Source organism: Burkholderia sp. E168m23, from assembly GCF_016586125.1.
GTDB lineage: Bacteria > Pseudomonadota > Gammaproteobacteria > Burkholderiales > Burkholderiaceae > Burkholderia > Burkholderia orbicola.
Genome location: NZ_BCPP01000081.1, coordinates 1 through 12,562, shown reverse-complemented (window position 1 = coordinate 12,562; position 12,562 = coordinate 1). Strand labels below are relative to the sequence as shown.

Genomic DNA, 12,562 nt, shown 5'->3' with positions numbered 1-12,562 from the left:
AGCGTCGCGAGCATGGTCGTTGCCGAAGTGTTGACTGGCGATACGCATGTGCTGTTTCCAAATTAAACGTTAGTGTTCGACGCGCCGTGCCGCTGCTTACGCCGCCGTAGCGGCTTTCGGCCTTTCCGGTATGGGCGACTACACACCGTCATACCGATCGCACCGGATTTCCGCACTGCATCGACAATTGCGATTGCCAAACGGGGCTCTTTGATGCCGCTCACCTTCGACAGAACGGCTTCCTGGCGTCTCTTCATTGGCTCACAACGCTCGCAGGTGCGTGCCATCCATTCAATCCCGCTTAGAAAGCGCGCATCGTCGCGTCGAACAATTCCTTTGCGACGGAAATCACTTTCATGTTGGCCGAGTAAATCTGAAGGGCCTCGGAAAGATTGACGGCTTCCTCGTCCATGCTGACTCCGGACAGCGACTGCCACGCTTCTTCCGCTTGCTGGCGAACATTCACGGCGATTGCCAAACTCGACTGGTTCTGCTCACTCTGCGCACCAAGCTTCCCGACGAGTTGGACGTACGCATCGCCCAACGAGGACTCGCCGAAGCCCGGCAAATCGATCCGTCGGGAGCGCAGTTCGATCAGCTTGAGAAGATTGTCGCTGTTGCCCGGGGTCTTTGGATCGCCCGAAAAACCGAGCTCCTCGGGCTTCATCTCGTTAGCCGTCAAGTGGCCCGTTACCGGATTGAACGTGAACAACGCCTTGCCCGGCGAACCTCCCATGCCGAAGCCAGCAGTGACTTGCTCGTTGAAGCTGCCCGCAAGTTCGGCCGCCAGCGAGCGGATAGCGTCCATCTGCGGCAGCAGCGTGTCCTTTGCAAAAGACGACAAGCCGCCCAGTTCACCGCCGACCTTGGCGCCGTCCACTGAATACTGCGTGCCGGCCAGTTCCAGCTTGAGTTCGAACGTGCCGCCGGACAGCGTTTCCACTCTCATCTTTGCGACCTGATGGCCCGCAATCAGCGGCGTACCGCCGGCGAGACTCACGTCGACGGTGCCGTCGGGTTGACGAACCGTGCGGATATCGACCAGCGCCGCCAACTGGTCGATGGCCTGGTCGCGCTGATCGATGAGCTCGGATGGTGCACCACCGTTGGCTTCCGCTTCGGCGACGAGACGGTTCAACTCGGCGGCAGTTCGGGATAGACCGTTGATCTGCTCCACGGTGGCCGCGCTCTGTTGGCGCAGCGTATCGAGCTGGCCACGCATCATCTGCTGCACACTATTGAAACTCTTCGCCATGCCACCGGCAGCCAGCAGCACCTGCTGCCGCAGCGCGGAGTTAGCCACATCGGCACTGGCCGCATCCAGTGCGCTGAAGAACTTGCCCATCGAGACTTTGATGCTGCCGTCCTTGAGCCCCATCACTTCCTCGAGCTGACGGAAATACGATTCCGCCGCCCGGTGCTCGCCGACCGATCCGTGCGACGCCCACTTCTGCTGCGTATTGGTGTGATTGCCGAAGCGGATCACCGAACTCGCATCGACACCACCACTCACGCGCGAGGTTCGCAGCACACCCTGGCGCGTGTAACCGACGGTCTGCTGGTTTGCCGTGTTGCGTGCCGACCTGTCCATTGCTGCTCGCGCCCCGAGCGCGCCTGACAAACCTATTTGGGTAATCTTCATAGTGACGTTCGAGTACAAAAAATGTGGCGGTGAATGTGTTAATGCATCAGGCTTTCGACGGCGTCGCGTCAGGCGGCAGCATCTGCGCGACCAGCGTGTCCGCGATGCCAAAACCACGTTGCTTCGCGATGGTATCGGCCACCGCACGGTTCGCGTAGTCAAGCATTGCTTCGCTGGAACGGTCGGCAAAGCAATCGTCCCCCTTGAGCTGGTCGGTCGCCTTCTTCATTTCGCTCAGCATCTGGGCGATGAAAAGGCTTTCGAATTTCACTGCTGCCTCTTCCACGCGCGCCCGGTAAGCTGAATCCGATGCCTTCACGGCCACGATCTCAATTGCGGCGTACTGTGCGTGTGACAGGTATCCGGGTTCAAGCGTCATAATCAACTTCCTCGTCAAATCACCACCAGGTCGCCCGTCAGCGCGCCAGCTTCGGAAAGGGCTTGCAGGATCGCCATCAGGTCATCCGGCGTGGCGCCGGTGCGGGTAATCGTGTCGACGATCGCTTGCAGGCTAGCGCCCGATGTCCACTGAAACGCATTGCCGCCCGCCTGCGTCACCCCGATCTCGCTCACGGGCGCCGTCACGGTGCTGCCGTTGGCGAATGCGTTCGGCTGGCTGACCATCGTGCCTTCGGCAATCGTCACCTTGAGCGAGCCGTGCGAGACGACCGCCGGTTTGACCGTCACTCCCTGACTGATAACGACCGTACCGGTGCGCGAGTTAAAGACAACGCGCGGCACCTCCTCGCCTTTACTCACCTTCAGCGCGTTCAAGCGGGCAACGAACGCCACGCGCTGGCTCGGCACCTGGGGGGCGACCACATCCACCGAGGTGGCGTCCACCGTGCTGGCGAGTTCGCTGCCGAGTGCGTCGTTGATCGCGTCGGCGATACTGGAGGCGGTCTGGAAATCCGGACGTTTCAGGTTCAAGCGTACGGTGGGCGTGTCGGCGAAATCGGTGGCAATCTCCCGCTCGATCGTCGCACCCTTGGGAATCCGGCCCGTGGTGGGCGTATTGATGGTGACGCTGGTACCGCTGCGCCCTTGCACGTTCAGACCTGGAATCACCAGGTTGCCTTGCGCCAGCGCATAGACGTCGCCGTCCGCCGCGCGCAACGGGGTCATCAGAAGTGTTCCGCCACGCAGGCTCTTCGCATCGCCGAGCGATGAAACGGTCACGTCCACTTTCTGGCCGCGCCGATAGCCCGGCGGGAAAGTCGCGCTCACTATCACCGCGGCCGCGTTGCGCGAACGCAGGTTGATATTTTCCGGCAGTCGCGTGCCGAATTGCTTGAGCATATTCGTCAGCGACTGGGTGGTGTACTTGGCTTGCGTGCCGTCACCCGATCCGGCCAAGCCAACCACGATGCCGTAGCCGACAAGCGCATTCTCACGCACGCCCTCTACGTCGACCAGGCTACCGACGGTCTGCGCGCGCGCTTCAATTGTGTTGCTCAGCGCGATGCCGATTACGATAGCCAGGGCGGCGACACGGGTGGTTAGTCGGATTGGTTTCATCGTTTCATCCTGTGGTCGACTGGGCGTCGACCTGGTTCAGTCCGTTCGTCGTCAACTCAGAACGGCATCCACGGGCTGTTGAAGAATCGGGTCAACAAGCCAGGCTGATTTGCGTCCGCCAGCGACCCACGGCCCGCGTAGGTAATGCGCGCATTCGCCACGCGTTGAGATGACACACGATTGTTCGAGTCGATGTCGGCGGCACGCACGTAACCCGCCAGACGCACGTTCTCTTCGCCCTGGTTGAGCACGAGGCGCTTCTCGCCCCGCACTTGCAGCAGGCCGTTGGGCATCACGCGCAGCACCACCACCGTCACCGAGCCGCGCAGCGTGTTTTGTTGCGAGCTGGAACCCGCGCCGTTGAACCCGCTCTTCGTGCCGAGTTCGGCCTCGACCGGCAGCGCCTTGCCGAACAGCGACGGCTTCTTGGCGCTGAGACTGCTGTCCTTGCCGACCTGCGTGCCGCTCTTCTTGCTCGCCTGGGTCGACTCTTCGAGATCCACCGTCAACACGTCGCCGGCGCGGAAGGCGCGCACGTCCGACGTGAGCGACCATGCCTGATCGGGAACCAGCACGCCGCCCGCGGTGCCTCGGCGGACATCGAAAACAGTATCGGGCATGCCGTCGTCGAAGTCCGGCAGCGAACGATCGAACGGCCCGGTCGCACAGCCGCCCAGCAAAGCCAGCACACCGCCCATGGCAACGAAGCGGGTGACCGTCATCAGCGCGCCGCCTGCGACAGGTACTGCATCATGTTGTCGGCGGCCGACAGCACCTTGGTGTTCATCTCGTAGGTGCGTTGGGCAGCGATCATCTCGACCATTTCCTCCACGGCCAATACGTTGGAACCCTCGAGCGCACCTTGCTTGATCGTTCCGATGCCATTCTGACCGGGCTCACTTTCGGTGGGCGCGCCGCTGGCAACGGTTTCTGCGTACAGGTTGCCACCCAATGCGAGCAGGCCAGCCGGATTCACGAATTGGGCAAGCTGAAGTTGACCGACTTCGGCCAGCGTCTTGCCTGCGCCCGTCGAAACCGACACCGTTCCGTTCTCGCTGATGGTGATGCCAACCGCCTCGGGTGGAATGTCGATACCCGGCAAGAGAGGCAGGCCCTGTGCATTGGTCAGCCGGCCCTGGTCGCTCAGGCGCAACTGGCCGGCGCGCGTGTAGCCCACTTCGCCGTTCGGCATCTCTACCTGCAAAAAGCCATTGCCGACAATGGCCACGTCCAGCGGCTGGCCGGTCTCCTGGAGCGCGCCGGTGGTGAACACCTTTTGCGTACCGGCAATCCGCGTGCCGTTGCCGAGTTGCACGCCCGGCCCCGTTGCGTTGTCAGAGACCTGAGCGCCGGGCTGGCGCTCGGCACGGTAGAACATGTCTTCGAACACGGCACGATCGCGTTTGAAGCCGACCGTGTTGACGTTCGCAAGATTGTTGGCAATCGCCTGCAGCTTCGCGTCCTGGGCCTGGATGCCCGTCTTGCTGATCCACATTGCGTGATTCATCGTCGCTCTTTAGTGTTGGTTGATTCGTTTGGCGCCGGTCCACCCGAGCGCTTACCCGCGGATGAGCCGGTTGCCGGCATCGGCCATTTCATCGGCCACCTTGTATAGCTTCATCTGCATCTCGAATGAGCGCGTCAGCGACATCGTTTGCATCATTTCCTCGACGGCCGACACGTTGCTGGCTTCCAAATGGCCCCCCTTGACGGTCACGCTGTCGTCGGCCGGATAGTCGGTACCCGTGCGCGAAACGATGAGGCCCTGCGCGTTCTTCACCAGGTCGGTCGGCTCCGGGTTCACCAGCAGCAGTCGACCCGCGTCCTGCACATCCTTCTCGCCCGCCGTCACGACGGAGATCGTGCCGTCCGCGCCGATCGTCAACGCGTCGTGCTCGGGCAGCACGATCGGACCGCCTTCCCCCAATACGGCGTTACCGTTCAGGGTCAGTGCGCCGTCGCCATCGAGCGTGAGCGCGCCAGCTCGCGTGTACGCCACGCCCTGAGCGGTTTCCACCGCCAGATAGCCGGCTCCGTCGATAGCCACATCCAGCGTGCGACCCGTTTCGCTGATCTTGCCGGGCTCGTGATTCACATGCGTCGACGTGAGCGTTGCGTGGTAACGCGAGTCGTAGCCATAACCCCTGGCTGCCTCGCTTGTCACGCTGGCCAGATCGGCGCGAAAGCCGCTGGTCTGTGCATTGGCGAGGTTGTTGGCTCGCACGTTGAGCGCGCGCAGCGAATGCTCGGCGCCTGTCATCGCGGTGTAGAGGAAGTTGTCCATCGCGTTACAGCGCCTGCATCAACGCGCGCATCATTTCGTTTTCGGTCGACAGCACCTTCGAGTTGGCCTGGTAGTTCTGCTGCGCGCCCATCAGGCTCACGAGCTCCGCGGTCATGTCCACGTTCGACTGCTCGACCGCCCGCACGGCGAGCTTGCCGGCCATGCCGGCGCCCGGCTTGCCGACCAGCGGTTCACCGGTAGCGGAACTGGCCTGCCAGGCGGAACCCTCCACCGGCACCAGGCCGTTTTCGTTCTGGAACGTCGCGATGGCCAATTGGCCGGCCGACAGCTTCTTGCCGTTGCTGTACTGCACCTCGATCGAGCCGTCCTCGGCCAGCGACACACCGGTCGCGGTGCCGGCCTTGTAGCCGTCAGCCCGACACCTGTCGGTCGTCTGTTTGCCGCCAAACATCGTCGTGCCGGCGTAGCTGATTGCAATCGACATCGGTGCGGCGTCGGTCGGCGTGCCGAGATCAAGTTCTACGGTGGCGGTCGGCGTTACCAGTTTGCCGGCGTTGTCGAAGCTCAGCTCCACGGGGTTGCCGACATCCTGACCGTCCATCGCGTAATAGACCTGCATCTTGTTGCCCGCATCCTTCACGAAATACTGGGTGACGGTATGTTCGCGACCGAGAGAATCCGTCACGGTGGCGGCCGAGATGCCGTTGTACGACTTCGGATCGTCCTTGTTGAATGGCGAGACCGCCGGCTTGGTCCAGTCGGCAGACATATTGCCGACGTATTCCAGCGAACTGCTCGCCTGTGCGGGAATCGCGCCCCTGGGAATCGTCAGGCTGCCCAGTGCCCCGTCCGCGCCATACCCCTGCACGACGCGGCTCATGAAATCGGTCACGTTGCCGTTCTTGTCAATGTTGAACACACCGGCGCGCGAATAGACCATCGAGCCGTCGGTGTCGCGAGAGATGAAGAACCCCTTGCCTGCGATCGCGGCGTCCATGCTGCGACCCGTCGCGGAAAAATTTCCGGTGACGTCCATCGACTGCGAGGTGGAACCGATCGATACGCCCGACGGCATCGCGTTGATGTAACTCGACGCGAAGTTGGCGCGGCCCGATTTAAAGCCCAGCGTGCCACTGTTGGCGATGTTGTTGCTGATCTGGTTGAGCTGCCCGTTGATGGCGTTGATGCCGGCGAGCGCGATGTTGAAACTCATGACTGGAACCTCTTTGAAATGGGGAGACTCTCGGGAGACGCGGTTTCCGAAGACATACGTTGCTGATTTGAACGGCCGAGAAAGCGAGTGATGTCCGTGGCCGCTGCATCGCCAATGCCTGTGATCGTCAAGATCACGCGACCGTCCGTTCCGAGACGCACGCTTTGCAGATTGCCATCGAGCTCGACGGGGGGCTTCTCGCCGGAGTCGGCAACCGCACGGAGCGTGTAATTGCCCGGCGGCAGGCCGTGCTCTGCGGGATCGATGTTGAAGTCGACGTCGCCCGCCTGTTTTGCACCGAGGGAAACCCTGTACTCGGTGCCGCCCGCATCGGTCAGGATCACGCCAACCTCCGACGCCGACGATTCGAGCTTGAGGCTTCCGGTGACCACCGCATCGCCCAATTCGACCTTTTCCGATCGCACGCGCACTTGTGATCCGACTTGCGACCCGAGCGTCACGACCAGCATGCTTTCCTGCGTCCTGGCGTTGGCGGCGCTAAGGTTGGCAAGCGTCTGCATGGCTTCTACCTGGCTCATCTGCGCGAATTGCGTCACGAACTGATTGGCTTCCATCGGCGCGAGCGGATCTTGATTCTTGACCTGCGCGACCAACAGCCGGGTGAACATGGCCGACACATCGCCTCCGCCATTGCCTGCTGTTGACGTGGCGGTCGAACCGCCTATGCCAGTGACGTTATTGACATTGTTCTGGATATCCACCGCGTTCAGCCCTCACCCATGCGCAGCAGGTCCTGCTGCATACCCTTGATGCGCGTGAGCACCTCGACGTTGGTGGAAAACGCGCGCGATGCGGCCATCATGTCGGCCATTTCCTCGACGGCGCTGACGTTCGAGTAAAACACCATGCCGTTTTCATCTGCCAGCGGGTGGCCCGGCTCATGTCGAGCAGCGAGCGCGTCGTCGGTGGCAATCACGTCCAGCACCTGCACGCGCGCACCACCGTTCTGGAACACCGACGCGAATACCGGTTTGCGCGCGCGGTACGCGGTTTCCTCGGTGCCGGACGTACCTGCATTGGCAAGGTTGCTGGCGATGGTATTGAGCCGCACCGCTTGTGCGGACAACGCCGAACCCGCGATCTGCGAAATGTCCTTGAAGCTCATCAGATGTTCCCCGTGATGGCGGACTTTAAGCCCTTGATTTTCATGTTGACGAATGTCAGGCTGGCCTGGAAATCCGCCGCGTTTTGTGAGAACGCCGCCTGCTCGACACCCAGTTCGACGGTGTTGCCGTCTTGCGAGGGACTGCTGGGCACGCGGTACATCGGTTCATCGCCACCGAATCGCAGCGCGGCATCGAAGGCATCGTTGGCGAGCACGTAGCCGAGGCTCGCACGGAAGTCCAGATCGCGCGCCTGGTAGCCCGGCGTCGATTCGTTGGCCAAGTTCGATGCAAGGAGCTTGGTGCGTTCGGCACGCACTTTGAGTGCGGCCGAATGCACGCCAAGTGCTTGTTCGAGATTCAATCCCATAGTGGCGGCTTGCCTCCGGAAAGTGCCACGCGGTTGTTACCGGCAGCGGTTGAGTCATAGACCGGGTGGAGGTTACGGGCGAGCGAACGTGGCCGCGAAGAGGTTTTACAGAACTTGAACACGGCGCTCGAGCGTTCGCTACAGCCGCGCGGCGCCCTATAATCGAGCGACATTCAGTTCAAGAAAAAGGATGCGATGGCTCCGACACACTCCCGCAAGCAACCGCACGAGCATGTGGTGCTGGCAGCAGTCATCGCGGCGTTGGCGATGCCGCTTGCAGCCTTTGCGCAGGCACCCGCCCCCGCCGCGGCGCATCCAGGCGATCCGGCCGTTCCGCAGGTCGAGAAGGCGGCTCTGACGTGGCTTGAGCGCTATGTTGCCGATCGCGCGCTAACCAAACCCCATGCTTCAGTCGCGGTGTCGTCCCCACGTCGGCCCGCCCCGACGTGCAGCGAGCCCTACGAAATCGCCGCGACTGACACCAAGACGCTGACCCGCATGCGTTTTTCAGTGCGCTGCAAGGGGGACCCGCGCGCCACGACCTATCTGGTGAAGGCTCATATCGACACGCCCGTGCTGGTAGCGGCAACAGCGTTGCGCTCCGGCCACACGCTCAACGAAGCGGATTTCAAGCAGGATGTCCGTGACTTTGCACTCACCCCTGATGCGCTGACCGATCCCGCCCTTGCTGTTGGGCGCATGCTGCGTCGCACGGTAAAAGCCGGCCAGGTGATCCAGGCGCGCCTACTCAACCGCGCGGAAACCATCCACCGCGGCCAGGCGGTCCAAATCGAGGCTAATTCCGGGCCGATACGCGTATCCGTGCCGGGCACCGCCATGCAGAATGGCGCGGTCGACGAGGTTATCCGCGTGAAAAACGCGAGCACCGGCAAAGTAATCTTCGCGCGGGTGATCAGTGCCGACACCGTCGAGCCGGTCGGCGTGACGAAGTAGAGGTGACACGGCCGTCGGCACCCGGCCATAACGAACGTCAGCGAACCATCCGCTTGACCAGCCCTACCATTTCCACAAGCTTGGTCGCGTAGGCAGGATCGGTCGCGTAACCACCATGCTTGAGCGCGCTGGCGAATGCGCTAGCGTCGTCGCCTACGTTGCGCACGCCGGCATAGCGGGGCGAATCGCGCAGCAGCTTGGCGTAATCATGAAAGGCGCCGCCATAGCTTCGGTACGCGCGGAAGTGGTCGACCATCTTCACGGCCGAACCGTTGACATACTCGGTGGTGACGGCAGCAGCCGACTCCCCCGCCCATCCGCCCGTCGATTTGATACCGAACAGGTTATGCGTGGTCTCGCCGCGTACGTTCTTCAGCGGTTTGCTCCCCCAGCCGGATTCAAGCGCCGCGTGCGCGGCGATCAGTTCCGGGGCCGCGCCAATCATCGCACCCGCACGACGAGCGTGCGGCATGATCTCGGCCAGAAAGGCCTGCTGATCCGAATCGGCGAAGTTCGGCCCCGTCGCAGGCGCGCCGCTTCCCAAGACACCCTGCTGCGGCTTCGCGAGCGCTTCCGCGCGGGCTCGCATCATATTGGTCCACGCTGCCGCCTGCGACGAAAGCTGCGGCTCGCTCGAGCGGCCGAACCCGTTACGGATCGTGCCGCGGATATCGCGATTCAGCGATGCGTACAACGAACCAAAGCTCATCGCCGACTCGCTTGCGGACGCAACGGGAGAGGGAGTGCGGGCAGACGGACCCGGCGCGGCGGGCACGAATGCGACGTCAGGCCGGAACATAGGTGTGGCTTTCCCCGTACACCAGGCGCTGCATCACCTCGTACTGCGCGACCAAGAGGCCGCTGTTGCGCCGAGTGAGGGCGTGGCATCGCGCCGCAAGCAGCTTCACGTCCTCACACCGCTCGATGAACGATGCGCGTTGCATTGCGTGCCTGTCGTCGGCCAGCAGACGCCGACCAAGTTCCAGCACCGCACCCGGCACCTGACCGAGCCGCTCAATGCGGTAGCGGCGCCGCATGTCAATCGCATCGGCCTCAGCTGCGATCACGCCAGCGAGCACGCCAAGCCTCACGGTATCGAGTTGCCGCGCCGCAGCAAACTGATCTTCCAGCAATTGCACAAGCTTGCGGTAGCCGACGCAGTCGGCGATAACATCCACGAGCAGTTGGTGCGGGGAACCCGTGCCCGTCATTCGCTACCTCCGTGATAACGTTGAATCGTGCCCGCAAGCTTGCAGGCATCGAACCGGATTTTGCCGGCGGCCAGCGCGGCCTGAACGCGAGCCACCCGAACCAAGTCGATTTCCGGCGTCTCGTCCAGCACGGCGCGTGCTGCATCCAGCACGAGGCGATCACGGGTCTTTTCGTGCACCACCTCAGTTGACGCCACAGTACGCTTGTGGCGCACGCCCTCGGAACGCTGTACGCTTTCCGTCCCATTGACTGCGGCGTGTGCCGCCAGATTAGCAATTCGCATGATGTCACCCTAAGGCCCCGCGGCCCTCAAAATTGTTACCCGTTCACACTCCTTCAGAACGAGCAAGCGGATCGATCTGTTAAGTCCTTTTTTTGTCGAGCTTGACACCGACCTCCGCACCGACTCGGCCCGCGTCAGGATCGCCGGCCGACGTGGCGTTAATTCCCGGCGTCAGCGGCACGACTTGGTCGACTGGGCCGAACATGGAGCAGATAGCGCGGGCGCGTTCCGGCGTCAGCACCAGAAATTCAATGCGTCGATTGATTGCGGCGCGAGGATTGTTCACCAGCGGCGCCCGGTCGGCCATGCCGATCACTTGCATCACTTGCTCGGCGTTCACGCCGCCTTGCAACAGCCACGACCGGGCGGACATCGCGCGATCCACCGACAGATCCCAGTTCGAACGCGAGCCGGCGTCCGAGTTGCGATACGGCACCGAATCAGTGTGCCCCAGTACGAACAGTGGATTGCCGATCGAGCCCATGAGCGCGCCCAGCTTGATCAGCATCGGTCGAAACGGCTCGGAAGGTACCGCACCACCACTGACGAACACGCCGCGCTCTTCGGTATCGTGCAGCATGACCCGCAGGCCCATTGGCGTGACGATCGCTTGAACGTTGTCGAGCACCCCGGCGTCCTTGCCGAGCTTGCGCACACGCTCGGCAAGCGCGTCCATCGCCTCGCGGCTGTCCGCCATCGGCTGGCTGCGCTTCACGTCGCCAGCCCCATCGTCAGCCACGTGCGACGCCGACGTGTCCTGCAACGCGTGAGTATTCGGCCCCAACGGCGCACTAGCCGGCATGTCCCAGTCGTCGTCGTACAGTGCACTGTCGACCATTGTGTCCATTTTGCGGCGCGTCTCTTCGTCGCGCGCACTAAGTGCCCACAACAACATGAACACACACAGCAGTGCGAGGCAGAAATCGGCGAACGCGACTTTCCAGCCACCGCCATGATCGTCATCGTAATCGCGCCGAACCGGGCGTTTGACGATCAAGTCGATTGGGGCCGCCCGGCGTTCAACTCGCTTGGCAGGATTAGCCGTCGCGGGCGCGACGGATGCATCTTCGGCTGTGACGCTTTCGTGGGTGCTATCCAAGCTCATTCACGCCCCGCGTCCAATTGCCCGATCCAGCCCTCGAGCTGCGCGAAGCTTGGCTTGCAGGCCGGTTGCATCATGCGACGGCCTGCATCGATCGCCAGCAGCGGTGGCTTGCCGCCAGCAAAGGCCACCAGTATCACTTTCATGCATTCCATTTCCGACATCTCGGCCTTCATCGCCTGCTTGATCAGATTCGACACCGGATCCAAAACGCCATAACAGAAGAAAATGCCGATAAGCGTGCCAATCATGGCGGCCGCGACATTCTCGGCCAGTTCGGCCGCGCTGGCGCCGTCTCCAAGTCTGCCCATGGCAATCACCACGCCCAATACTGCAGCCACAATGCCAAAGCCGGGCATGGCTTCCGAAATCTTCTTGATCGAGCGCGACGGCAACTCGATGTTCTCTTGAATGGCAACCAACTCCTGCTCGAGCACGCTTTCCAGCTCGTGTGAACTGATCTTGCCCATCGCCATCAAGCGAAGGTTGTCGACAATGAAGGTAAGCAACTCGGGGCCTTGTAGCACCAGCGGGTAGCGCTGGAACAGCCGGCTTTCGTGCGGGTTCTCGACGTGGTTGTCGAGCGCCTTGAGGTCTCTGCCAATGTTCAATAGCTCATACATCACCAGCAGTTGCTGGCGCTGAAGTTCCTTGTTGGCCATGCGCTTGCGCCTGCCCATCACCTTACGCAATTGCTTGCCCATGTCGACGAGCACGTGGCGCGAATTGCCGAGCACCAGCGCACCAACGGCCGAGCCGACGACGATCAACAATTCGACAGGCTGCCAGAGCTTGCGGAAATCGCCCCCCATGAATACGAAGCCGCCGAATACGCAGCCAAGCACGATCAAAATTCCAAATATCTGTTGCATGATTTCTTCCCGACCTGGGCGCCGTCC

Annotated in this window: 16 protein-coding genes; 1 reads left to right on the top strand and 15 read right to left on the bottom strand. The window is 62.1% G+C overall.

Going from position 1 to position 12,562, the window contains the following annotated elements; translation table 11 throughout:
* Nucleotides 1-301 precede the first annotated feature (301 nt).
* From flgK to flgB, 10 genes are read right to left on the bottom strand one after another with little or no spacing between them, the layout of a single operon-like run.
* Complete coding sequence (gene flgK, locus JMF90_RS06960) at nt 302-1,642, bottom strand: flagellar hook-associated protein FlgK (RefSeq protein ID WP_201317434.1); 1,341 nt, start codon at nt 1,640-1,642, stop codon at nt 302-304.
* Between the two features lie 46 nt (nt 1,643-1,688).
* A complete protein-coding gene (locus JMF90_RS06955; protein WP_201317435.1) occupies nt 1,689-2,021 on the bottom strand; it encodes a hypothetical protein in 333 nt (110 codons plus the stop codon).
* 14 nt (nt 2,022-2,035) lie between these two features.
* Nucleotides 2,036-3,160 (bottom strand): flagellar basal body P-ring protein FlgI, encoded by a 1,125-nt coding sequence (locus tag JMF90_RS06950; protein ID WP_201317436.1) that lies wholly within the window; start codon nt 3,158-3,160, stop codon nt 2,036-2,038.
* A 56-nt stretch (nt 3,161-3,216) separates the two neighbouring features.
* Complete coding sequence (gene flgH, locus JMF90_RS06945; RefSeq protein WP_201317437.1) at nt 3,217-3,882, bottom strand: flagellar basal body L-ring protein FlgH; 666 nt, start codon at nt 3,880-3,882, stop codon at nt 3,217-3,219.
* Nucleotides 3,882-4,667, bottom strand: a complete 786-nt coding sequence (gene flgG / locus JMF90_RS06940; protein WP_201317438.1) for a flagellar basal-body rod protein FlgG — start codon at nt 4,665-4,667, stop codon at nt 3,882-3,884. The genes flgH and flgG overlap by 1 nt, the downstream gene beginning before the upstream one ends.
* A gap of 51 nt (nt 4,668-4,718) precedes the next feature.
* Nucleotides 4,719-5,444, bottom strand: a complete 726-nt coding sequence (locus JMF90_RS06935) for a flagellar basal body rod protein FlgF (protein ID WP_201317439.1) — start codon at nt 5,442-5,444, stop codon at nt 4,719-4,721.
* Nucleotides 5,445-5,448: 4 nt separating this feature from the next.
* On the bottom strand, nt 5,449-6,618 hold the full coding sequence (locus JMF90_RS06930; RefSeq protein WP_201317440.1) for a flagellar hook-basal body complex protein: 1,170 nt from the start codon (nt 6,616-6,618) through the stop codon (nt 5,449-5,451).
* The gene (locus JMF90_RS06925; RefSeq protein WP_201317441.1) at nt 6,615-7,340 is read right to left on the bottom strand and encodes a flagellar hook capping FlgD N-terminal domain-containing protein; all 726 of its coding nucleotides are present in this window, start codon (nt 7,338-7,340) and stop codon (nt 6,615-6,617) included. Before JMF90_RS06925 ends, JMF90_RS06930 begins: the two co-directional genes overlap by 4 nt.
* Nucleotides 7,341-7,345: 5 nt before the next feature.
* On the bottom strand, nt 7,346-7,744 hold the full coding sequence (flgC, locus tag JMF90_RS06920) for a flagellar basal body rod protein FlgC (protein WP_027782020.1): 399 nt from the start codon (nt 7,742-7,744) through the stop codon (nt 7,346-7,348).
* Nucleotides 7,744-8,112, bottom strand: a complete 369-nt coding sequence (flgB, locus tag JMF90_RS06915; protein ID WP_201317442.1) for a flagellar basal body rod protein FlgB — start codon at nt 8,110-8,112, stop codon at nt 7,744-7,746. The genes flgC and flgB overlap by 1 nt, the downstream gene beginning before the upstream one ends.
* Nucleotides 8,113-8,349: 237 nt before the next feature.
* Between flgB and flgA the strand changes: the two genes are divergently transcribed.
* Complete coding sequence (flgA, locus tag JMF90_RS06910; RefSeq protein WP_201317443.1) at nt 8,350-9,066, top strand: flagellar basal body P-ring formation chaperone FlgA; 717 nt, start codon at nt 8,350-8,352, stop codon at nt 9,064-9,066.
* A 37-nt stretch (nt 9,067-9,103) separates the two neighbouring features.
* Here flgA and JMF90_RS06905 read toward each other — a convergent pair whose 3' ends face one another.
* From JMF90_RS06905 to motA, 5 genes are all read right to left on the bottom strand, one after another.
* The gene (locus JMF90_RS06905) at nt 9,104-9,775 is read right to left on the bottom strand and encodes a glucosaminidase domain-containing protein (RefSeq protein WP_164725431.1); all 672 of its coding nucleotides are present in this window, start codon (nt 9,773-9,775) and stop codon (nt 9,104-9,106) included.
* A 76-nt stretch (nt 9,776-9,851) separates the two neighbouring features.
* The gene (locus JMF90_RS06900; protein ID WP_201317444.1) at nt 9,852-10,277 is read right to left on the bottom strand and encodes a hypothetical protein; all 426 of its coding nucleotides are present in this window, start codon (nt 10,275-10,277) and stop codon (nt 9,852-9,854) included.
* Nucleotides 10,274-10,561: a flagellar biosynthesis anti-sigma factor FlgM gene (locus JMF90_RS06895; protein WP_125381090.1), complete on the bottom strand. Its 288-nt coding sequence runs from the start codon at nt 10,559-10,561 to the stop codon at nt 10,274-10,276. Before JMF90_RS06895 ends, JMF90_RS06900 begins: the two co-directional genes overlap by 4 nt.
* A 79-nt stretch (nt 10,562-10,640) precedes the next feature.
* Nucleotides 10,641-11,666 (bottom strand): flagellar motor protein MotB, encoded by a 1,026-nt coding sequence (locus tag JMF90_RS06890; RefSeq protein WP_201317445.1) that lies wholly within the window; start codon nt 11,664-11,666, stop codon nt 10,641-10,643.
* A complete protein-coding gene (gene motA / locus JMF90_RS06885) occupies nt 11,663-12,535 on the bottom strand; it encodes a flagellar motor stator protein MotA (RefSeq protein ID WP_054928510.1) in 873 nt (290 codons plus the stop codon). The genes JMF90_RS06890 and motA overlap by 4 nt, the downstream gene beginning before the upstream one ends.
* Nucleotides 12,536-12,562: the final 27 nt, after the last annotated feature.